Here is a 22476-nt window from a genome sequence, read left to right as displayed (position 1 = left end):
CCAATCGATGGCGTATCGATTGGGCCGTCCCTGTTTGATGAATGATGAATACGTAGGGGCCTACCGCTTTCACCGTGGTCCCCACGGTAGGATAAAGTGACGCGGCTCATCGATCGCTGTGGGCTGGACGGGCGGTTTAGGGTTGAGAATTGACCGCTTGCTCAATCGGGTTTATCGATGAGCTGGTTGGAACGACTAACGGGACAGTTGTTTCTGAACCAAAATCATGAAAAAGCTACCGTATCTGCTCCCACTGCTAGTGGTGCTCCACCTGTCTGCAAACGCCCAGCGGACCGAAGTGAAAAATGTAACGGCCCGCGAGTATCAACGCCAGTTTGACCGGCTGGTGGCTCAAGGCTACCGACCCATCAGCGTATCGGCCAACACCCTGCAGGTCATCGATTACCAGCCCGGCGAGCGACCTCAATTGGGGTACTGGGGCATCTTCCAGAAACGGCCTGACACGACGCCCTGGGCGGCCCGGCACGCCCTAAGCCACGAGGCCTACCAACGCGAGTTTAACACCTGGACCCGCCAGGGGTATATGCCGACCAGTATCAACGTGGCGTTCATGGATGGGCATACCAGCTACTGCGTGATTTATGACAAGATTCCCAACCCACCGGCCTGGGTGGCCCGGCACGGGATAGGCTACGCTGAATTTGCCAGAACCAATGAAGACCTGCTTCGGCAAGGCTACCGGCGTACGATCACCAGCCAATGCCAAACGCCGACGGGACGGGTGATGGCTGGCCTGTGGGTGAAGCGGTAGGCGGGTAAACGGCCTGCGCGTTGGGGTTGGGTAAGTCATTGCGCGCTGGTTTCCCGCGATGCAAACGTTTGCTCTGACTGGCTGGGCCAACTCGGATAGGGGATACGCCCCTGTACGCCATCTGGGTACCGAAGCCAGAGAGGGAAAGCTACTTTCTTCTGCACCGCTGCCATGTACGGCTGGATGCGTACATTCCTATGAATCTTGTCGCCAACGGCTGCCGGCTCGTAAGCCAGGAGCCAAGAGTTCCCCGAACTCATGACAGGCGTTTGCCAAAACTGGACAATTGTCTGTACAGAAATGGACAGACAATTGTCCAGTTTTGGACAATATATAGCTGGTCAAATACTTCTAATGGCTCCGTATGGCTTGTTAAGCCACTTTTTGACGTTTGGCTTAGTATTTGTTCGACAAAAACTATACTAATATCAACGACACCGGCGAACCGGCAGTTTTTGCTATGAAACGAGCTTTTTTAGGGGAATTAGAGGAAATAGTCCTGCTCACGGTAGCCGCTTTGCAGGAACTGGCTTATTGTGCTTCGATCACCCAAACGATCGATCAGGAAATGGGCCGAAGCATCAGCTTTCCGACGGTCCACACCACGTTACAGCGGTTGGAAGAAAAAGGCTTTGTGGCTTCTCATATGGGCGGGGCAACCGCTGAGCGGGGCGGTCGCCAAAAGCGCCTGTTCACGGTTACAGCGGCTGGCCAGCAGGCATTGATAGAGAGTCGCCAGGTTCGGGCCCACCTCTGGGATCAGATTCCAACCCCAATCTTACAGTTATGGGGCGCTTAAACAGCCGGGAAGAAAGAGCCGCTGGCCCGTTGCAGCGGCACCGAATGGCGGCCAGGCGACCACCACGCTGGGCTGACTGGCTATTGAGTCGGTTCTGTCCGGTCGGTATGGAAGATGAACTACTGGGTGATTTGCTGGAGATGTACGCCTATTGGGTCAGCACTGTTGGCCCCTCAAAAGCACGCTGGCGATATGCCCTGGCCGTCATACGGCTGATTCGCCCCTTTTCAGGGACAACCGTCAAACAAAGTACTGAATACCCTCAACCCTTTTTCTTACACCCTGTCATGATACGTAATTATATCAAGATTGCCTTTCGAAACCTCGTTAAGAACAAGGTGTATTCGTTCATCAACGTGGCCGGCCTGGCAACCGGCATGGCCGTAGCTATGCTGATTGGTTTGTGGATTTGGGATGAACTGTCGGTCAATACGTATCACCAAAACCACGACCGCATAGCTCAGGTGATGCAACACCAAATCATTAACGGTGGGATTGAAACCTGGGACAGTCAGGCCCTGCAGCTCGGCCATGAGCTGCACCATACGTACGGCAGCAACTTCAAACATGTTGTTATGACCAGTGGCGCCGTGTTTCCTATTTTATCCGTTGGTGACAGAAAGTTTGCCAAAGGTGGCCGGTTCATGGAGCCGGCAGCGCCCGACATGCTAACGTTGACCATGCTGAAAGGGACACGGGCTGGCTTGAGGGACCCTAACTCCATTCTGCTCTCCGAATCGGTCGCGAGAAGCTTCTTCGACGATGCCGATCCGATTGGTAAACTCATGAAGATCGACAACGATTGGGCCGTTAAAGTAGCCGGCGTTTACAAAGACCTGCCCCCAGGCTCGTCTTTCGCCGAGCTGGCGTTTATTGCTCCGTGGGACTTACTGATCAAAGGCGAAGGATACGACAAAAAGTTGGGTTGGGGTAACAATTGGTTTCAGACTTTTGTCCAAATCGCCGATCGGGCCGATATGAACAAGGTTTCGGCGGCCATCAGGCTGGCCAAGTGGGAACGCGTTAAGAACCTGACTTCTGAAGCGCCTTTCAGGGCGGAACTGTTTCTCCACCCAATGAATCGCTGGCATCTATACGGCGACTTCAGGAATGGCGTAAACGTGGGCGGGCGTATTCAGTTTGTGTGGATGTACGGCATCATTGGCGCCTTCGTGCTCTTGCTGGCGTGTATCAACTTCATGAACCTGAGCACGGCGCGCTCCGAAAAACGAGCGAAGGAAGTTGGGATTCGCAAATCCGTTGGTTCGGTACGGAGTCAGCTTATCAGTCAGTTCTACAGCGAATCGTTGCTGGTGGCTTTCGTTGCTTTTGCGCTGGCGATCCTGTTGGTTAGCCTCACGCTGCCTCTTTTCAACGACGTGGCGGGCAAGAAAATGGCGATACAGTGGGCTAATCCTCTGTTCTGGTTAGCCGGTATTGGCTTTACCCTGCTGACGGGCTTGATTGCGGGCAGTTACCCGGCGCTTTACCTGTCGTCGTTTGCGCCGGTTAAGGTGCTCAAGGGCACTTTCAAAGCCGGTCGTTTAGCGGCCGTTCCCCGCAAAGCGCTGGTCGTGATTCAATTTGCGGTGTCGATTACGCTCATTATCGGCACAATCATCGTTTTCCGGCAGATCCAGCATACCAAAAACCGCCCCATTGGCTTCAGTCGCGCCGGTCTGTTGAGTATTCCGATGAAAACAGACGAGGTTCGCAGCGGGTACGAAGCCCTGCGCAATGAGCTACTATCGACGCGCACCGCCGTTGAAGTCTCCCAGTCGGAAACGCAGGCTACCAGCGCCGGTATCACCAACGGCGGTTTACGGTGGCGAGGCAAGCCGGAGGGTATGCAGGATGAACAGGTGACCGTTGCGGTCACTCACGAGTTCGGCAAAACCATCGATTGGGAAATCAAAGTCGGTCGCGATTTCTCGCGGGCGTTCGGTACGGATTCGTCCGGGTTTATTCTCAACGAAGAAGCGGTTAAATACATGGGTTTCAAAGCGCCAGTGGGCGAACAGATCAACGCGTTTGGGCGTACCTATACGGTTATTGGCGTGGTTAAAAATATGGTGATGGAATCGCCCTATAACCCGATACGCCCTACCATTTTCTACATTGACACCTTCAACCGGACTTTCTATAGCAATATCAGAATCAACCCAAACGTCAGCGCCAGCGAAGCATTATCAAGCATCGAAGCCACGTTTAGGAAGTACAATCCAAACACGCCGTTCGAGTACAAGTTTGCCGACGACGATTATGATGCCAAGTTCAGAGCCGAGGAACGCATTGGTAAGCTGGCCAGCTGCTTTGCGGTGCTTGCGATCTTGATTTCCTGCTTAGGGTTATTTGGTTTGGCGTCGTTCGTTGCCCAGCAGCGTACCAAAGAGATCGGTATTCGAAAGGTGCTTGGCGCATCGGTGTCCAGCCTGTGGCAGTTACTCTCGAAAGACTTTGTGGCGCTCGTCCTTATCGCCTGCCTGATTGCCATTCCCCTGGCTTATTACCTGATGGGCAGCTGGCTGCAGAACTACACCTACCGCGTCAATCTCTCGTGGTGGATTTTCGCAGCGGCCGGTTTGGGCGCGCTGGTCGTTACGTTGCTGACCGTTAGTTATCAAAGTATAAAAGCCGCCCTGATCAACCCGGTGAAAAGTCTACGCGCCGAATAAGCGTTGTTTTAATTTATCTCAGCTCCAGCCCATTACCGGGAGGTGTTGTTTTTGCAACCCAACGCGCCGTTTGAACAGTAAAAATGCCACGTAACGGACGTCTGCTGATCGCAAAAAAGGCTTCGCTGTGAGACGGACGAGTCGTCATATGCTGGCTTGCCGGGCTGGAACCGGGTATCATTTTTTTTTCGGGCCGCGTAGTCGGTTAACCTGCCTGCTGATGGGGGCAGTCTTTACCTGTAAGCCTTGTTTGGCTTCTTCTGGTAACAGTACTTTTGTTGGCAACCGTTCAGAAAAGGCAAGGATTGAGTGTCGGGTGCACTGCGTCAGCAAGGCGCCGGCCGCCGGTTGAGTTGCCCCAAACCTCGCTGATTGGTTGGCTGGTCGGCATACACTATCCTTACGGGCTCCCGACCGGGCTTTCGCGACAGTGTGAATGTAGAGTTGACACATAACATATTGATCATGCAGCGGTTGCGCCAGTTTATTAACCAGATAGCCCCACTGACCGACTCTACCTGGGAAGTGGTCTCGGCCCTCTTTACGCCGACAACCCTGCGTAAGAACGAGTACTTCGCGCTAGCCGGACGGGTTGAAACAACGGCCGCCTACGTGACGCAGGGCGTACTGCGGGGCTTTTATCGACATGCGAATGGGCTGGAGTACAATAAAACGTTTTTTGTCGATAACGACTTTGTGGGGGCCTACAGCTCGCTGGTAACGGGTCAACCCAATCAGATTTACATTCAGGCCCTGACCGACTGTGAACTCTTCAGCGCCGATTATTCAGCCCTGACCCGCCTTTACCAGACCCATCCTGACTGGGAACGGTTTGCCCGCTGCCTGGCCGAAGGCTATTTTGTGTACAAGGAAAAGCGGGAACTGGAACTGGTCCTCTTTAAGGCCGACGAGCGGTATGTTCGCTTTCGGGAAGAGTACCCGATGCTCGAGCAGGTGGTTGCCCAGTATCATGTGGCCTCTTATCTGGGCATTACCCCCACGCAGTTGTCGCGGATCCGGGCAAAAGTATTTCACCGCAGTTGATTTCCTCAACCTATGTAAATGACCCGCTACTGGCAGACGCCCACCTTTGTGTTTCAATCAAACAAGGTACGGTATGCTTTATGAATTCATAAGTTGTTTGCGGGTAGCGCCTGCTTCTACAAACGTCTACGACCCTGGCCCTATCGGTTGACACCACTGGTCGGGTGCCCGGCTCGGGTGCGGTTGGACTGCTCACATCACTACTGCCATTTTCAAGCGCTTTCCAACGAGCATACCGGAGTTAGTTCGACCGAAAGTGTGCGTGGGTAGATTGTCTGCTTACTCACCAAACAACTTGAGCGGAGCCGACCGGAAGCATCTCCCAATGGCTCGGACCGTTAAAATACGACTAAGCAACTTTTCAATGAACCTATCAGATAACACCGTATTGGTTACCGGAGCCAGTTCAGGCATCGGCTATGCCCTGGCCCTGCGGCTGGCTCAACTCAACAACACAGTCATTGCGGTTGGCCGCCATCAGGCCAGGCTCAACGAACTCCAGTCGCGTTCGGCCCGCATTCATTCGTTTTGTGCTGATTTGGCCGATAAACAGCAACTCGAACAACTGGCACTTTGGGTTGAAGAGAACCACCCCGGTTTGAACGTACTCATCAATAACGCCGGTATACAATACAATTATACGTTTGCCGAGAGCCGTGCTTATTTGTACCAGATCGAGCACGAGATTAACGTGAACCTGACTGCCCCTCTGCAACTCACGGCGTTATTATTACCTACGTTGGTAGGTAAGCAGGCAGCTGCCATTGTAAACATTTCATCTGGCCTGGCGCTAGCCCCCAAGCAGTCGGCTCCTGTTTACTGCGGCACCAAAGCGGGGCTGCACATCTTTACAAAAGCATTACGCTACCAGTTGGAAACAACGGCGGTTCGGGTGATCGAAGTCATTCCGCCACTGGTCGATACGCCCATGACTGCCGGTCGGGGGAAGAACAAAGTAAGTCCGGAACGGCTGGTCGATGAGTTTCTAAGCGGCTTTGCCCGAAATCAGCCCGAAATTAATATCGGTAAGGTTGGACTGCTGCGAACCCTACTGCGGCTGAGCCCATCGCTGGCCGACAGCCTGTTGAAAAATGGTTAATTCGTTCCATTCCATTGGCACCAACGCTACTACTCCGCCTGGCAGGGTGTGCAGTACCTGCGGGATCGGCAGGATGGGCAGGGTAAGGCTACCTCGCTGGACAATGACCGCTACGCGGGTATAGGCTGCCATACGGTGGGGTTCTTAACCAATGGTGTACCGGCCAGGGGTTGACGTAGCGATTTGTCGATGAACCATCAGGTCAGAATGCCCTTTACGAGTTTACCCTCCACATCGGTCAGGCGGAATCGGCGTCCCTGGTATTTGTAGGTCAGTTGCTCGTGGTCGATGCCCATCAGGTGCAGCAACGTAGCCTGAAAGTCATGAACGTGTACCGGGTCTTTGACGACGTTGTAGCTGAAATCGTCGGTTTGGCCGTAGGAGAACCCGGCTTTCACGCCTGCTCCGGCCATCCACATGGTGAAACAGCGCGGATGGTGATCGCGGCCGTAATCGGTGGTCGTCAGCCTGCCCTGAGAATAAACCGTCCGGCCAAACTCACCGCCCCAGACGACCAGCGTATCGTCCAGCAGTCCCCGGCGTTTTAAGTCCACGATCAGTCCGGCCGTAGCCTGATCGACCTGCTGGCACTGGTTCTTCATGCCTTTGGGCAGAGAGCCGTGGTGATCCCAGCCCTGGTGGTAAAGCTGCACAAACCGTACGTCTTTCTCCAGTAGCTTCCGGGCCAGCAGGCAGTTGGCTGCGTAGGTGCCTTTGTCGCGGCTGTCGGGTCCGTACAGCTCAAATACCTCATCGGGCTCGGTCGAGGTGTCCATCACCTCCGGTACCGATGTCTGCATCCGAAAGGCCATTTCGTACTGCGAAATGCGGGCATTCACTTCGGGGTCGCCCCAGCTTTCGTTCTGCAGCTGGTTAAGCTGGGTCAGATAAGTCAGCATCTCCTCCCGATCGGCACCGTCGTAGCCTTCGGGATTGTTGAGAAACAGCACGGGGTCTTTACCGGCGCGGAACTGCACGCCCTGATATTCTGACGGCAAAAAACCATTGCCCCACAGCCGGGCGTAAAGCGGCTGATCTTTCGATGCGTTTTTCGACACCAGGACAATGAAAGCGGGCAGGTTCTGATTCTCCGACCCCAATCCGTAACTCACCCACGAACCAATCGACGGCCGGCCAGGCAGTTGATGGCCCGTCTGAAAAAACGTAATGGCCGGGTCGTGGTTGATCTGCTCGGTGTACAGCGATTTGACCAGACACAGCTCATCCACCACCTGCGCCGTATACGGCAGCAGCTCGCTTACCCACGTCCTGGTTTTGCCGTGCTGGGCAAATTTGTAAAGGGATGGTGCAATGGGCAGGGCCGCCTGGTTGGCGCTCATACCCGTTAGCCGCTGCCCCTGGCGCACCGAATCGGGCAGACTTTTACCCAGCATGTTTATCAGCCTGGGCTTATAGTCGAAGGTTTCGAATTGCGATGGTCCCCCCGCCATGAACAGATAAACGACCCGTTTGGCCCGGGGCGCTACGCGCTGGCGAAAGGCGTCGAGGGCCTGCTCGTTCGCGGATGCGCCAGCGGCCTGGTTGCCCAGCAGGCTGCCCAGCGCCAGCCCTCCCAGACCCGAAGCCGTACGGCGCAGAAAATTCCGGCGGTCGAGCGTCTGGTTCAGCGCGGCCAGATCGGGCGTTTGCAGCCGGGCTGCGAAAGGCCGCCCGGGGTCGTCGTGATGCGGTGAAGAGGTCATTAGCGTTTGGTTAACGTTGCATCCGAATTCATAATCGTACTGGCAACCACCGCATTGGCCGCGATCAGCGCCGGGTCCAGGTTGCCATTGGGGCGGTGTAACCCGGCTTTAAGCCAGCCAGCTGCTTTGGCCGGATGGGTCCTGAATTTCTCGTACTCAGTCTGTTGCAGCTTTGTCAGCAGCGTCAGCTCCCGTTCCAGGGGCCTCCGACCCGTTAGCCGGCGGTAGGCCTGGGTTATGGCCTGCTCTGTATCGGTCTGGCCCGCCATATGTTCGCCCAGTACGCAGGCCGCTTCGACAAACGTGGGGTCGTTAAGTGTTACCAGTGCCTGTAGGGGCGTGTTTGTCCGTTGCCGACGTACCAGGCAGCTATTCCGCGCCGGGGCATCGAAGGTGGCCAGCGTCGGGTTGGGCACAGACCGTTTGACCACCACGTATAAACTCCGGCGGTACACAGCGTCGGTCGATTCGGCCTTGTAGGTCATGCTGTTGATCTCCCACAGGCCGTCGGGCTGGTAGGGCTTTACGCTCTTGCCACCAATAACGGGGTTGAGCAGACCGCTGGCCAGCAAGGCATTGTCACGCATCATCTCGGCAGAGAGCCGCGTGGCCGGTCCCCGGGCCAGGAGCCGGTTCTCCGCATCCCGCTCCCGTAGCGCAGGGCTGGTGTGCGAATCCTGCCGGTACGTTGCCGACATCACCATCAGCTTCACCAACCGCTTCAGATCCCAGTTATAGTCCTGCTGGAATGTCACAGCCAGCCAGTCGAGTAGTTCAGGATGGCTGGGCATTTCGCCCTGATTGCCAAAATCTTCGGCGGTTTTGACCAGGCCCGTGCCGAAGAAATTCTGCCAGTAGCGGTTCACCGCAACGCGGGCCGTCAGTGGATGGTTGGCATCCGTTAACCACTCGGCCAGGCCCAGTCGGTTCTTTGGGCGGTTGGCCGGAAAAGGGAGGATCGCGTCCGGCGTATTGGGGAAGACTTCCTGCCCCGGCATATCGTACTGACCGCGTTGCAGTAGGAACGTCTTTTTGGGCGTCGGCATCTCCTGCATCACCATAATTTCGGCCACGTGGCGCATCGAATCGCTGAGGGCCGTCCGGCGTTTGCGTAGTTCCTGCCGGGCCGCGTTCAGCCCGGCGTCTTCGGCCGACAGGTAATAGGCCTGCAGGACAGACCTGTCGTGTTCGCTGAGGTCGGCAGGCGCTTTAGCGGCCAGCGTGGCCCAGTTTGTTTTTCGGGCTAACACACCGATTTCGAAGGAGGTCAGCGGGCGGTCATATACGACCACGTCATCTACCTTGCCGCCCTTAAAGCCCAGCCCGCGCCACCAGCCCCCCAGTTGCAGGGCCGGTTCTTTCTGCTCGAAAAAGATAATGTCTTTCTGCAACTGATCGACCACTGTTATCATGGGTAGCTCTGTCCCGTCGAGGTAGAGCCGTAAGCCATCGGCTTTCGACGAACCGTCGTAGGTCATCGTTAGCTGCACCCAGGTTTCACGGGGGATGGGCCCCTGGCTCTGCCGCGTAATGGCGTTCGAAGGGGCCGTATGCGCCAGGCTGATCTCCAGGCGGTTGTTTTTCAACAACAAGTGATATCCTTTGAAGTTGTAGAGCCGCTCGGCATTGCCCTTGTGGAAAATAACGCCTTCCCTGAAGCTCCTCGGGAACCAGGCCCACAGACCAACAGAAAACGGGTCCGATTGCCGAAATACGCCCACATCCTTCAGGTCGGCATAGGCATCGCCGTTCAGCAGCAGCACCTGCCCCCGGTTTGTTCGTTCAAAAACAGGTTTATCCGGGTCTCCTGCGTCGCGTTTCATGACGCCTTTCTGCTTCGGGTTTACGCGGTTCGTCAGCGAATCGTCGAAGGTGTAGAAACCCTGCAGGCCCTGCTGGGGTACTGTCTGGGGAGCCAGTTTCTGGTAGGCCCTGGCCGCTATCCACTGCCCGGCGGCCGTCTTTGCGCTGGTTTCGGCCTGCGCAACGGTGGACTGCTGCTCAGAAATCTTCGACTTCATGAACCGAATCAGTTCGTCCTGCCGCTCGGTGGGTAACAGCATGGTGGGTGTGGGCAGGTCATCGTTCCAGGAAATCTGCCCCGCTTCGCGCACGTTGTTGAAGAAGCTGTAGAGTTCGTAATAATTCTTTTGCGAAATCGGGTCGTACTTATGATCGTGGCAGCGGGCGCACCCCAGCGAAATGGCCATGAACGCATCGCCCAGGGTGTTGGTCCGGTCCATAACGTACTCGGTCTGAAACTCCTCTTCCACGATACCCCCCTCCATGTTTTGCGGGTGAAGCCGGTTAAAAGCCGTGGCAATCATCATGTCGCGGGTGGGTGAGCTACTGGCAGGGCGGAGGGCCGTATCACCTTTCATCAGATCGCCCGCCAGTTGGTGGTGAATGAACGTACGGTACGGCATGTTCTGGTTGAAGGCCCGAATAACCCAGTCACGATAGGGCGACATATCGCGCAGGCGGTCAACGGTATAGCCATGTGAGTCGGCAAAGCGGGCCAGATCGAGCCAGTCGGTTGCCATCTTTTCCCCGTAATGGGGCGACCCCAGTAGCCGGTCTACCTGTTTTTCGTAGGCGTTGGGACTGGCATCGTTGACAAAGGCATCCAGCTCGGCCAGGGTGGGGGGCAGGCCAGTCAGGTCGAGCGATAACCGACGCAGCAACAGCTCTTTAGGCGCTTCGGGCGATGGTGCCAATTTCTCGCGCGCTAATCGGCTGAAGATAAACTGATCGATTTCATTGACCGCGGGGGAAGCCGTGGGCTGACTGATGGTCGGCACGGCTTTCCGGTCGGGCTTCACGAAGGCCCAGTGCGGTTTGTAAACGGCTCCGTCTTTAATCCACTTTAAAAGGGTTGCTTTTTCAACGGCCGACAGAGACAGATGCGATTTGGGGGTGGGCATCTGATAGTCCGGATCACCAGACAGGATACGCAGGGCCGCTTCGCTTTTTTGCCAGCTGCCGGGCTTGATGGCCACCTTACCCGGATTTTCGGGTAGCGGACCAAAAGCCGCCTGCGCCCTATCGAGCCGCAGGCCAGCCTTCTGTTTGGCTTTATCCGGGCCATGACAGGCAAAACACTTATCCGACAGTATGGGCTTTACGTGCTGGTTGTAGTCCAGCTGGGCAGGCAGCTTATCATAGGCCGCCGACACGTCGGCCGGGAGTTTAACCCCGTCGGCGGGTACCCGTACCCTTTCCGTTGGTGACTGGAGCCACCAGAAGGACAAGCTTGTACTGGTCAGAACGAAAAGGATGTATCGTATCATGCCAACTCGTTACGTTTATAGGATTTTAGTTGAATCTGGCCGGGCCAGCTGTACCGTTCCAGTGTCTATTTTCAGATTGGGCCGGCGCTTTTGCAGCTGTTCAATCCCTTCGGGAGTGGTTTTCGTTTGCCACAGATAGACGACTTTTAAATTCGGGCAACGGGCCAGGGTAGCCAGCCCTTCATCGGTTACGGCCGTCCCGTACAGGTTTAGCTGTTCCAGATTCGGCAGGCCCGTCAGGGCAGTCAATGCCTTATCGGTTATGGACGTACGGGCCAGATTGAGCCGGGTCAGGTTCGTCAGCGAAGCCAGCGGATCCAGATCCGCATCGGTCACCGGCTGGCCGCTCAACCGCAGATGAACCACCTGTGCGCCTACTTCGCCCAGGGCTGCCAGCAGGGCCGGACTATAGGTTTTTACGTTGACGAAGTTGGCCGACAAATAGTTGGCACCATCGGTCAGTTTCGACAGCGACACCTGTTGTTGGGTCAGTCTGGCAAGTGTTGTCGGACTGGCTGCATCGACCGGCCGGGCCAACACGGTCGATTCCAGACTAATGGGCCGGGGCCCGATCTCGTCCGCTATTGAGTGGCTGGAGTCGGCTGAGCGTGCGAGGGGTAAAGATGGAATCACGTCCGCAAGGGCGACCAGCTGGTTCGACCGGGTGGGTTGGAGGGTATCGACCTGTTCGCTGAAGGAAGCGCCTTTCTGAATCCAGTGGTATATCGTCGTAATTTGCTGGGGAGTCAGCTGCAGCTTGCCTTTCGGAGGCATGTGGTTATCGTCACCTTCGGGCAACAGCAGATACGTAAACAGCTTGCTTTTCCGCGCATTACCCGCGGTCAGGATGCTGCCATTTTTGCCGCCCTGCCTGATAAACACCTCGGTGTCGAGCCGTAAGCCGCCTTTTTTCTTGGTGGCTGAGTGGCAGCTATAGCATTTTGTTTTCAGAATCGGCACTACCTGATCCCGGTACAAAAACGTTCGTCGAATAATCGGCTTATCGCGGCTATCGACCGAGTCGGTTTGCAGGGCAGTGGGTTGAGAAACTATGGCTGGCTGAGCCGCCGGTTCCTGTTCGACCAGCTGCCTGGTATCAGGAAACAGGTAATCCTGACCGTGGGTCAGGTTACCGCCGTAATGCCCCGCCAGGGTGAGCAGCCCAACCGTGATGAAGGCCACTGGCCACCGGTACTGTTTCAACAAAAACGTCAGGGTGGCCAGCCCGGCTGTCGCTAACCCGGCCCACTGGTGCCTGGCCACCATGTCGGCATCGTAATCTCCGGACTGAGCCAGTAACCAGCCCGCCCCGCAGGCCAGCAGGGCCGATGCGGCCCCCAGGCCCCAGGCTAACGACACGGCTGCTTCGACGTCCAGCTTCTTCAGCCGACCGTAGACCATCAAGCCTACTGCAAACAGCAGGATGCCGATGGGCAGATGCACCAGCAGCGGATGAAGACGACCCCAAAGTTCGGTAGAAGGCATATAGCAGTACAATTGACTGATTCCGGGATGCAATTGACTCAAAAGTAGTGGCTAAAGTCAGCCTGTACAATGAACACAGTTGTAATTAATTTGCACAAATCCGACTTTTGATTACTATAAACGGGTATATATCACCAATCTGGACTGATTTGTATGGATGCACTGTTAACGCTTAAGCTCCGGTTATTGCACTGTGGCTATACGCAATTAGGAGCTGAGTGGCAGTTTGATGGCGTTATCAGCCCGTTCAGTCGACTTTACCTGGTTACGGACGGCGAGGCCTGGGTATGGCACCATCAACAGAAGTTCACGCTACGGCCAGGCTGGCTTTATCTGATTCCGAGTTTTTCACTCAGCCGCTATCACTGCGATAGCCGTATGACGCAGTTTTACGTATCCATGCTGGAGGAGACCGAAAACGGCCTGTCTGTATTTGATGTACTTCCCTTTGGCTATGAGATGCCGGCGCTGGAGATCGACCAACGGGTGTTTGAGCGGCTGCTGGCACTTAACCCGGCACGGAGCCTTCAGAACATCGATCCGAAGGTGTACGATAACCAGCCGAACCTGCTCAGTTTCAATCAGTCCGGGCCTGGGCAGTCGGCCGGTCAGCTTCTGGAAACGCAGGGCATTCTCTTACAGCTACTTTCCCGGTTTGTAGGGCTCCAGAGCGACGACCTCAGCCAGCAGGCCGGGGCTCGTATCCAGCTACGATCGGTGCTGAATTACATCCATACCCATCTGGCCGAAAAAATCAATGTGGAGCAACTCGCGGCTCTCCAGCATCTGAATACGGACTATTTTTCCCGCCAGTTTCAGAAATTATTGGGCATACGTCCCATCGATTACATCATCAACAAACGGCTGGAGCGGGCGCAGCTGCTGATGATGACAAGCTCGCTGACCTTACAGGCTATCGCTGAACAGGTGGGCATTGCCGACATCTATTATTTTTCCCGGTTGTTTAAGCGCCGGTTTGGTGTTTCACCGGGCCAGTTCCGGAAGCAGGGTCGCCAGATCTGATCATTAGGTAAGCGCGTTACCATGGCCGGCCGGGTGCTCTCTGAATTGTTCGGAAGATAGGGTAACCCTGAACGAGTGGATGGCCTGATTGTCTTGAACGCCAACGGTTACTTGTTTACTGAATAACGGCGAAATCCGTTCACAAAAAAGTGGGGCAAAGACACTGAAATAAGCTGAGTTGTAGATATACATGCATAAAAACTGATAGGCTTCTACTACTGTTAGTGCCAATAAATGAACTATATCGCTTATTGATGAGCGAAGCGCAGGAGCCTACCTTTGATCCATACTAAGGCCGATATTCAGTGCACGGAAGATGCGGTCTTGGAAACCAGTACATGCTTCATCAACAAACATAGTCACAAGTAACACATGAAAAAGAAAATTCAGGAACTCGCCAATGCGCTACTGTCAAGGGAGCAGATAAAAAGTATTAAAGGAGGCAGCACCCGGTACTGCGTCTGTAATGGCTCACTCATCGGCTTCCCCAGTGGTACCCCAGGGGATTGCTCAACACTTTGTGGACCTCCAGGCGGTGGTGGTGGCGGGTCAGGCTGCAGCAACACGCTTCCGAACTTCCCTCCCTGTAATTAAAACCAACCCCAGGAACGCTCGTACTTCGTAGTACCGAGCGTTCCCTTTTTCTTAAACCCCCTTGTCATACACGTCATAGGTTGTCATCAGTATCGTGCCCCTTCGGCATACCCTGTACCGGCCGGGCGTAGAGGTGAGCGAATATGAAAAAAGCCTTATTTTTAATGTTGCCCACGCCCAGTCATTACACGCCCTGCTTCGGACTGGCCAATGACCTGCGTGATCGGGGCTTTACGATTGTCTTTGGTGGTACACCGTCTGTCGCTGACCTCGTAGTACGAAATGGCTTTGACTTCGTGCCGTTTACCTACATGCCTACCTATGAAGTAACTACGTTGACCAGTTTTCTTGGTACTTTCCTGAAGTCGGCTACTGATCCTGGTTTCCTGCGAGCCCGTTATCGTGAATTCGTACAGGGTATCGCGGCTGCACATAAGCTGTACAAATCGCAACAACCCGATGTTATCTACCTCGACGAGCACCTGAACCACTACTATGCTTATTTTAAGTCCTTTACCTCGTCTATCTATCTGATCAACACAAAATTATCTACGCGCCGGGCGGCTCACGTCCCTCCGCTGAATTCGGGATACGTGGCCAGTGGTGGCTGGGGTAGTTCGTGGTATTGCAAATACCTCTGGATTCGGCAATTTCTGACGAAAACCATCCGTCAGACGGTCAATGCTGTTGCTTTTGCGGGCCGGACCGACGACTATTTTCAGCACCGACTTTCCAAACGTTTAGGGGTAGCCGTTCGGTCTAGTCGGCAGTCGGCTATGTATTGCTATGATGCCTTGCCTGGGGTTAAGACATTGATTCTGATGGACGATACGTTCGAGTATCCCTGGATCAGACACTCAGCCGATGAGCGGGTGCTGCATTACTGGAATCAGGATGCTCAGCCGATCGATGATACAACCAAAGCCATACTGGCACAGAAGAGACCGAATGTCCCATTGATTTATTGTGGAATTGGCACGCTGGCGGGTAATGATGCCGCACAATACACCCAGTTTATTCATCAGCTACTAAAAGCATTGGGTGGGCTACCCACCTACCAGGTGGTGATTTCAACGGGCCGCTCCCTGGCCAGCGACGCATTTGATCCGGCTGCCATTCCGGCTAATATACAGGTGGTCAGCTACCTCAACCAGCAAGCGCTACTTCCCCATTGTGCGCTGATGATTACTCATGGTGGCCTCAACTCAATAAAAGAATGCATGGCGGCCACTGTTCCGATGCTGGGGATCGATAACCCTGCCGATATACATAAAGATACGCCCGGTAATATAGCCCGTATCGTTTACCATAAAATTGGACTGCGTTGCCAGATCAGCGATCCGGCGTCTGTAATCCGACTGCGAGTCGACCAGTTGCTGGCTGATGATACGTTTAAGACAAGGATAAGCCAGCTCAAGGCCACTATCGACAGCCAACAGCAAGTACGTTCTCCGGTACAGGCAGATCTTTATTAACTAGTTCAACTATTTTTATCGCAAGAGCAACCATCAGCCCTGTATGCGCAACTCGATCGGGCGAAAGTATAACTGTCAGTTGTGATAATAATATACTCATAGTCAATTTGTTAAATCTATTTTTATTGCGAATATAATTAGAGAAATAGTTGTACTATTCTGCAACAAAAATGTAGTATTGCGATATCTCTTATTGATACTTCCTTACTCCATGCTAACTCAACCAATTCCACCTGGTGGTATCCTGATCGCGAAGCAGGATATGTTATTGTGCGAAACATTGAAAGAATCGTTACAGGCCAGGCGACTTTATGTGCGCGGCTGCATAACAGACGGGCGTGAAGCACTAAGGCTCATTCAGCAACAATACCCAAGCCTGGTCATATTAGGTGCCGAAATGCCGGGTCTTAGCGGTATTGACATTGTGCGCTACATTGAAGAACACCGGATGCCGATTAAGTGCATCATTTATGCAAAAAGCCGTCGGCCCGATTTCCTGGCGGAAGCTCTCAAGTTAAATGTGAAAGGGTATTTGTTTGTCAACTCGGGCTTTGCCGAGTTGTTCTATTGCGTACAGGAGGTTTTGGAGAACCGCGAATACGTTACTCCGCTGGCGCATCAGGTAGTTGAAGAACTGGCGGCCAAATTGCCTCCCAAACCGGCCACGATGAGTGACCTTAACCGGCTTAGTAGTCGCGAGCGGGAGATTTTGTGTCTGATTGCACAGTGTTTCACTAATAATCAGATTGCGGACCGCATATGCAGGAGTGTGGCTACTGTTAACAATCACCGGCATAACATCATGAAAAAGCTGAACCTTCAGGGCCATCACCAACTGCTGCCTTACGCGTTATCGATGTATGATACCTTGACTTAGAAACTGCTTCATCATTCGAACCCTCCCCGTAAACGTTGGTAAGCCCGCTCCAGTAGTCGCAGGTCGTTGGTAACCACTTCCGCCGAACCCGAGGCTTCCGAGGTAACCTTAAGCTGTTGGCCGTAGCTGCTGAGCAGCCCATTGGGTAAGCTCACGCTGAGCCGGTACCGGCCGGGCGTCGTTGTGGGGGAAATGGCGGTTACCCGCCCCCGCAGTACGCCATACTCGCGGGCCGGGAAATCATTAAGTTTAAGAATAACCAACTGGCCAACCTCTACTTTACCGGTACCAGGGGCAGCTACTGTGACAACCCCCACAAACGGCTGCTGGATGGCCGGCAATATAGCAAACAGTGTATCTGCCGTACGAACCGGTTGATCCTGGTTCAATTGCTTAAGGAAAAGGACTCTGCCGTCAGCAGGGGCCGTGAGCAGGTAGGTATGTTGCCAGATCTGCAGGGCATTCTCAATGCTGCGAATGTGCTGGTCGATCTTGTCGCGGTGGGCACGGGTCTGCTGTAAAAACTGGTGGGTTAGTTCGGAGAGTTGCTGGTTTTTATCCGTCAGGGTCAGGCGGTTTTCGACAATAATTTTCCGGAAACTTTCCCGTTCTTTCTTCTTTTGCAGATAGCTGTTTTCCATAGCCAGAAACTCCAGCCGGGCGTATAGTTTTTGTCGATACAGGGACGCATTTATCTGGTAGGTCTGGTCGGCATTCGTGTACTCTTGCTCAATGAGGGCTAGCTGTCGCTCGTTGAGGTCAATGAGCTGCTGATAGTCACCAATTTGTTGACGCAGTGTACGCGCCTGCTGACCGTAATAGGCATCGGTGAGCAGGCGTTTATAGTCCCGGTAACTTTTCACAAGCTGATTATAGTCTTCCTGCACATCGCCCAGCGTTGTGTGGTCGGCCAGTAGGGGTAACGGAAGAGTTGGGTCGTTCAGAAACTGGCGGGCGTCGGTTATGAACCGCCGTAATGCCGGTACGTTTTCCAGCCGGGTCGTATTTTCAATCTCGGCCAGTAGCGCTCCCCGCTTCACCATCGCATTGTCATGAACCAGGAGTGCCGTTAAGCGTCCATTGGCTTTGGCCAGCAGTTTGAGCGGAGGGCGTTCCGTCGTGATCAGTACCGTGCCCTGAATAACGTCTGGGTAGTGGATTAGCCAGGCCCCGGCCAGTAACAAAATCAGCGCCCCCAGGAATACGGACGTACCCCATCGTACAATGGACGACGGGGGGTGAGCGAGTACTTCGCTCAGCGCGTCTGACCGTCCGGCGGCATCATAAGTGACCCGGGCTGGCGGTTCCGGGGGCCGGGTTGATGTCTTTGCTGCGGTTCGGGGCGATGGGATCATATGCGTTTGAATCAATTTCCTAATTCGAGTTGATTTCTGACCAGATGAAAGTAGCCCTCCCGTCGGGCGGTCAATTCGGCGTGCGTACCGATTTCGGCAATACGACCCTTATCCATCAGGATGATCTGGTCGGCATGCTTTACCGTACTGAGCCGGTGGGCTACAACAATGACGGTACGCCCGCGGAAAAAGTCGTTTAAATTTTCCTGTATAATCCGTTCATTATTAGCATCCAGCGCATTGGTTGCCTCGTCGAGGAAGATGTATTGGGGATTTTTATAGACCGCCCGGGCAATCAGAATCCGTTGTTTTTGGCCCTGACTAAGCCCGTTTCCTTCTGCCCCAATTTTTGTGCTCAGCCCCAGGGGGAGTGTGTCGATAAAATCCTGCAGATTCGCAATGCGCAGGGCATGGCTCACGTTTGCCGGATCGGGGTACTCGTCGCCAACCGCAATATTCCGTAGTATGGTATCCGAAAAGATGAATCCATCCTGCATGACAACACCGCACTCCCTGCGCCAGGCCCGATGACTGATCTGGCTAAGCCGTAGTCCCGAGGCATTACCCGGCCGGGCGTTGGGCGTGGGCGATGCTGGTCCCTGAGCCGAACGCGATCGGGTGGTATGGGGCAATGGTTCGCCAATCAACACCTCACCGGCGGTCGGATCATATACTTTCAGCAGCAGCTTTAGCAGCGTAGTTTTTCCGCTACCGCTCGATCCGACAATGGCCGTTATTTTTCCCGGCGGAATACGCAGGCTGACTCCCTGGAGAACAGGCCCGTTGCCGGCGCCGGGATAGCTATACGTCACATCCTGTAGCCGGATACCTCCCCGGGCAGGGAGGGTGGTTACCAGCGGTGTATCGACCGGTTCCTCATCCGCTAACTGGTGAATCTCATTGAGTCGCTCCAAACTGATCTGCGCTTCCTGCCAGGATTGAGCAAACCGGATCAGCTGCTCAATGGGGCTGTTGAGCTGACCAATGATATATTGTACGGACAGCATGCCACCTAAGGTCAGGTTGCCTTCAATAACGGCCTGAGCGGACAAAAAAGTAATGAATATGTTTTTTCCTTCGTGGATAAAAAACGCCCCGGCTTGCTGATACTGGCTCAGCGCCAGTGTTTTAATCTGCACCCGATGTTGCTTTAACTGTAGCTGCTCCCATTCCCACCGTTTGGATTTTTCGCAGTTGTGCAGCTTTATTTCCTGCATTCCCTGAATCAGTTGCACCAATGCCCCCTGGCTCCGCGCCGACATATCGAATAAGCGGTAATCGATTTTGCGGAGTTGCTTCATGAAGAGCTTTACCCAAAGGCCATACAAGACGCTGCCCACCAGGAAGACTAAGAAAATGGTCGAGTTATAGGCCGCCAGCAGCAGACCAAAAACCACCAGATTCAGGACCGAAAAAAGGGTTGACAGCGTCTGGCCCGTCAGGAAATTCTCAACCCGCTGGTGGTCGCCAACGCGCTGCATGATGTCACCCATCATCTTGACATCGAAGTAGGACATGGGGAGCTTCATCAGCTTGATGAAAAAATCGGAGAGCAGTTGCAGATTGATGCGCGCACTGACATGCAGCAGAATCCAGCTCCGGATAAAATCGACAGTGGTCCGCCCGGCAAACAGCGCCAGCTGGGCAAAAAGTACCAGATGAATGAAACCAATATTGTGGGTATTGATGCCAACATCGACAATTGACTGGGTCAGGAAAGGAAGGATTAGTTGCAGGCCACTACCAACCAGCATGCCGAGCACTAACTGAATCAACAGAGAACGATATGGCCAGAGGTACCCGTACAGACGGCTAAAACCCACGGCTCCGGTGCGCGGTTCGTCATCCAGATCGACCAGGGCGGGCGTGGGCTCGATCAACAGGGCTACACCCGTTGCTTTCTCCGAACGGTCAGTGCCGACCCATCCATCCAGGAACTCTTCTTCTGTCAGTTCGAGTAGATCCAGCGCCGGGTCGGCCACAAACACGCGCCGTGGCGAAGCCAGCCAGCCCAATCGGCTTTTCTGGGTTCGGTAGACAACGATGAAATGATTCTGCTGCCAATGTACAATACAGGGCAGCACAGCTTTGTAAAAAAGTTGGTCGAAGGAAATCTTTACCGCCATTGTCCGAAAACCAAGCGCTTCAGCTGTCTCACTTATACCCAGCAGTGAAACGCCTTCCCGGCTCATATCTATTTTCTCCCGCAGGGATTGCAGGCTGTACTGCCGGCCATAATAGCGGGCAACCATGCGGAGGCAGGCCGGCCCGCAATCCATTAGATCGTACTGGCGAAAGAAAGGAAAAGCCATTGGTTCTTTCGATTAGTGAGTCAGAACGCCGGATGTCTCGCAACGGCTTATGACGTACCGCAGATGCACCAGTAAGTCGTTGATTGTAAACAAGTCGGGCAGCAATCGCCCGTTAACGAAAACGGATGGTGTATATTCTATTTTGGTCCTGTCACACCAAGCCATGTGCTGGTGGTGGGCCCTGGCAGTGTCAATGGTGGGATCGGCGGGATAAGCTGCCTGCAGTAGCTCAAAATCCTTATAAGTATACCACGAGTGCAAAGCCTCCTGGAGAATGGGCTGCCCGCTTAGTCCAATTAAGTGCTGCGCTATGCGATTGGAGTCGGAGTACTCCGGCCGGGTATTGCCGGCAAACCGCTCGATAACCCGTACCTCGTCGGGGTAGATAGCCAGTATCTTCTCTAGTATAGCGTGCGCATCGGCACAGGGTACACAGAAGGGATTACTGACAACTGTAATCGTAACGGGCGCATCCTGATTTCCCAACACCAGTTCGGCCGGCATTGTCTCCATGGCAACTACGGGTTGGGCGTCCAGCAAGGTAACAAACAGCGTATCGCTGCGTTTGAACCGAGCCAGCGCCCGTTCGGTCAGCCGGATGGTTCGCGTATGCTCAAGAAGAGGCTTAACAAAAACCCAGGTCAGGCTCACCAGTAGAAAAGCAGCGGCTACCAGCGGCAGACTTGCTACCGAAACGCTGGTAAAGGCCGTCCCATAGCCATTGGCTACCCAGCCGTGCAGGCCGAAAGTAAGCCAAAGGGTGATCTGCACAATCAGACAAAGTGTACACCATTTACGCAGGACGAACGCCTGATAGCTCACCGAAAAAATCGTATAGGGCAGTGCAGCAGCGTTCAGCCACGCCAGTGTGCTCACCACCAGCGCCCCACCCCAGGCCATTGCCAATAGGCAGCTACCAAAATAAACAAGCCCAATCTCGGCCATGCTGAACCAGCCAAACAGTTTTCCCGCTGGTGAATTAACGACCTGATGACAATCCGTTTTGGGACTGATACCGCATAGTTTTTTCAGGTACGAAAAAGCACTCTGGCTGGCTTCTTCGGACCAGAGGGCGACACACACGAAAAGACCGGCCACGTTACCCGCAAACAGCGCTAACCAGGACCAGGAGGGAGCCTGTATGGCGATCAACATAGCCAGCAAGGTGAGGGCGGTATAAAAGAACGGGCGCCGATATGATGCCTGCACTTCTTGCCGATGCTTAGCCTCGTATTGGCTCTCTCCCGAGGTTTTGTTGGCTTCGGTCAGCAGGCTGATCCCCTGCCAGCGCCGACCAAACGTCGCGATGGGCTCGCGAACCAAACCCGCCTGGGGATGAAAATAGACAATCTCAGCTCCCTGAACCTGGGTCACTACCACGTACTCCACCTCGTCGTTGGTGTCCAGCTGGGCAATAAACGGATAACTGACTTCCAGCAGGTGGCTGTCTGACAGGCAAACGGCCATTGTTTCGATGCCCCATTCACTAAAGACGTCGGTTAAACTCGCCAGGCTCGGAAAGGCAGGATGCGACTCAAGCGCCTGGCGAACAGTTCGGCGTGTTACCCGTACGTTTAGCCCTTCCAGCAGGTGTTGGACTACCTTGATTATATGCTGTTGGTTCGTTTCCATGATGAAGTGTCAACGGTATTGTTAGTCTCCTAATGTCGTCGTGAGGAAGTGCAGCCATCCACGAAAAGCAGCTGGCTGGTCAGTACTGATACTCAGAATACATTTACACGCTTGGGCAGGGATGGATGCTGGCCGCCTGCTAACCATACGAGCACCAGCCTGAGCAACCTGTTCTGTCTGGCTTGAATCGGTATGAGCTGCGGCCACGGGACCGCTTTCTGTAAAGGCTCTTTTTGCGAAGAAGCCCATCCGTTAGCCTGCGTTTCGTTTTCATTGCCGTTTTCAGTGGAGGATGACTACAAAAGTAGACTCCGGCAAAAGTGACAGCAATGAGCGTACTG

At 54.3% G+C, this 22476-nt stretch carries 14 protein-coding genes; 8 read left to right on the top strand and 6 right to left on the bottom strand.

Features of this window, described 5'->3' with window-relative positions; genetic code table 11:
* The first annotated feature begins 226 nt into the window (after nt 1–226).
* From EQG79_RS14130 to EQG79_RS14110, 5 genes are all read left to right on the top strand, one after another.
* Nucleotides 227–772, top strand: a complete 546-nt coding sequence (locus tag EQG79_RS14130; RefSeq protein ID WP_129602025.1) for a hypothetical protein — start codon at nt 227–229, stop codon at nt 770–772.
* A 460-nt stretch (nt 773–1232) separates the two neighbouring features.
* On the top strand, nt 1233–1571 hold the full coding sequence (locus EQG79_RS14125) for a PadR family transcriptional regulator (protein WP_077920084.1): 339 nt from the start codon (nt 1233–1235) through the stop codon (nt 1569–1571).
* 44 nt (nt 1572–1615) lie between these two features.
* Complete coding sequence (locus EQG79_RS14120; protein ID WP_240699358.1) at nt 1616–4246, top strand: ABC transporter permease; 2631 nt, start codon at nt 1616–1618, stop codon at nt 4244–4246.
* Nucleotides 4247–4711: 465 nt separating this feature from the next.
* Nucleotides 4712–5290 (top strand): Crp/Fnr family transcriptional regulator, encoded by a 579-nt coding sequence (locus EQG79_RS14115; RefSeq protein WP_077919699.1) that lies wholly within the window; start codon nt 4712–4714, stop codon nt 5288–5290.
* A gap of 364 nt (nt 5291–5654) precedes the next feature.
* Entirely contained in the window at nt 5655–6389 is a 735-nt protein-coding gene (locus tag EQG79_RS14110; RefSeq protein ID WP_077919698.1) for an SDR family oxidoreductase, read from the top strand.
* A gap of 197 nt (nt 6390–6586) precedes the next feature.
* On the opposite strand, the gene EQG79_RS14105 is transcribed toward EQG79_RS14110, so the two are convergent.
* From EQG79_RS14105 to EQG79_RS14095, 3 genes are read right to left on the bottom strand one after another with little or no spacing between them, the layout of a single operon-like run.
* Nucleotides 6587–8092, bottom strand: a complete 1506-nt coding sequence (locus EQG79_RS14105; RefSeq protein WP_129602021.1) for a DUF1501 domain-containing protein — start codon at nt 8090–8092, stop codon at nt 6587–6589.
* On the bottom strand, nt 8092–11382 hold the full coding sequence (locus tag EQG79_RS14100; RefSeq protein ID WP_129602019.1) for a DUF1553 domain-containing protein: 3291 nt from the start codon (nt 11380–11382) through the stop codon (nt 8092–8094). The genes EQG79_RS14105 and EQG79_RS14100 overlap by 1 nt, the downstream gene beginning before the upstream one ends.
* 15 nt (nt 11383–11397) lie before the next feature.
* A complete protein-coding gene (locus EQG79_RS14095) occupies nt 11398–12867 on the bottom strand; it encodes a c-type cytochrome domain-containing protein (RefSeq protein ID WP_129602017.1) in 1470 nt (489 codons plus the stop codon).
* A gap of 153 nt (nt 12868–13020) precedes the next feature.
* Here EQG79_RS14095 and EQG79_RS14090 point away from each other — a divergent pair, with 153 nt between their 5' ends.
* The 3 genes from EQG79_RS14090 to EQG79_RS14080 all read left to right on the top strand — a co-directional run bounded on the left by EQG79_RS14090 (nt 13021) and on the right by EQG79_RS14080 (nt 16836).
* Nucleotides 13021–13890: an AraC family transcriptional regulator gene (locus EQG79_RS14090; RefSeq protein ID WP_129602015.1), complete on the top strand. Its 870-nt coding sequence runs from the start codon at nt 13021–13023 to the stop codon at nt 13888–13890.
* 737 nt (nt 13891–14627) lie between these two features.
* The gene (locus tag EQG79_RS14085) at nt 14628–15959 is read left to right on the top strand and encodes a glycosyltransferase (RefSeq protein WP_129602013.1); all 1332 of its coding nucleotides are present in this window, start codon (nt 14628–14630) and stop codon (nt 15957–15959) included.
* A 211-nt stretch (nt 15960–16170) separates the two neighbouring features.
* A complete protein-coding gene (locus EQG79_RS14080; protein ID WP_129602011.1) occupies nt 16171–16836 on the top strand; it encodes a LuxR C-terminal-related transcriptional regulator in 666 nt (221 codons plus the stop codon).
* Between the two features lie 11 nt (nt 16837–16847).
* Here EQG79_RS14080 and EQG79_RS14075 read toward each other — a convergent pair whose 3' ends face one another.
* The 3 genes from EQG79_RS14075 to EQG79_RS14065 are packed head-to-tail and all read right to left on the bottom strand — an operon-like array spanning nt 16848 to nt 22135.
* Nucleotides 16848–18191: an HlyD family efflux transporter periplasmic adaptor subunit gene (locus tag EQG79_RS14075; RefSeq protein WP_129602010.1), complete on the bottom strand. Its 1344-nt coding sequence runs from the start codon at nt 18189–18191 to the stop codon at nt 16848–16850.
* A gap of 11 nt (nt 18192–18202) precedes the next feature.
* Nucleotides 18203–20503 carry a peptidase domain-containing ABC transporter gene (locus EQG79_RS14070; RefSeq protein ID WP_129602008.1) on the bottom strand — a complete coding sequence of 767 codons (2301 nt, stop codon included), beginning with the start codon at nt 20501–20503 and terminating at the stop codon, nt 18203–18205.
* 12 nt (nt 20504–20515) lie between these two features.
* Complete coding sequence (locus EQG79_RS14065) at nt 20516–22135, bottom strand: vitamin K epoxide reductase family protein (protein WP_129602006.1); 1620 nt, start codon at nt 22133–22135, stop codon at nt 20516–20518.
* Between the last annotated feature and the right edge of the window lie 341 nt (nt 22136–22476).

Source organism: Spirosoma sordidisoli, from assembly GCF_004138325.1.
In the GTDB taxonomy this organism is placed as follows: Bacteria; Bacteroidota; Bacteroidia; order Cytophagales; family Spirosomataceae; genus Spirosoma; species Spirosoma sordidisoli.
The sequence above is the reverse complement of the archived record's forward strand: the minus strand, read 5'-3'. Positions and strand labels throughout refer to the sequence as shown.

Excerpts from the sequence above, each read along its gene's own strand:
- EQG79_RS14130 (WP_129602025.1), top strand. The coding sequence starts at position 227 with ATGAAAAAGCTACCGTATCTGCTCCCACTGCTAGTGGTGCTCCACCTG.
- EQG79_RS14125 (WP_077920084.1), top strand. The coding sequence starts at position 1,233 with ATGAAACGAGCTTTTTTAGGGGAATTAGAGGAAATAGTCCTGCTCACG.
- EQG79_RS14120 (WP_240699358.1), top strand. The coding sequence starts at position 1,616 with ATGGCGGCCAGGCGACCACCACGCTGGGCTGACTGGCTATTGAGTCGG.
- EQG79_RS14115 (WP_077919699.1), top strand. The coding sequence starts at position 4,712 with ATGCAGCGGTTGCGCCAGTTTATTAACCAGATAGCCCCACTGACCGAC.
- EQG79_RS14110 (WP_077919698.1), top strand. The coding sequence starts at position 5,655 with ATGAACCTATCAGATAACACCGTATTGGTTACCGGAGCCAGTTCAGGC.
- EQG79_RS14105 (WP_129602021.1), bottom strand. The coding sequence starts at position 8,092 with ATGACCTCTTCACCGCATCACGACGACCCCGGGCGGCCTTTCGCAGCC.
- EQG79_RS14100 (WP_129602019.1), bottom strand. The coding sequence starts at position 11,382 with ATGATACGATACATCCTTTTCGTTCTGACCAGTACAAGCTTGTCCTTC.
- EQG79_RS14095 (WP_129602017.1), bottom strand. The coding sequence starts at position 12,867 with ATGCCTTCTACCGAACTTTGGGGTCGTCTTCATCCGCTGCTGGTGCAT.
- EQG79_RS14090 (WP_129602015.1), top strand. The coding sequence starts at position 13,021 with ATGGATGCACTGTTAACGCTTAAGCTCCGGTTATTGCACTGTGGCTAT.
- EQG79_RS14085 (WP_129602013.1), top strand. The coding sequence starts at position 14,628 with ATGAAAAAAGCCTTATTTTTAATGTTGCCCACGCCCAGTCATTACACG.
- EQG79_RS14080 (WP_129602011.1), top strand. The coding sequence starts at position 16,171 with ATGCTAACTCAACCAATTCCACCTGGTGGTATCCTGATCGCGAAGCAG.
- EQG79_RS14075 (WP_129602010.1), bottom strand. The coding sequence starts at position 18,191 with ATGATCCCATCGCCCCGAACCGCAGCAAAGACATCAACCCGGCCCCCG.
- EQG79_RS14070 (WP_129602008.1), bottom strand. The coding sequence starts at position 20,503 with ATGGCTTTTCCTTTCTTTCGCCAGTACGATCTAATGGATTGCGGGCCG.
- EQG79_RS14065 (WP_129602006.1), bottom strand. The coding sequence starts at position 22,135 with ATGGAAACGAACCAACAGCATATAATCAAGGTAGTCCAACACCTGCTG.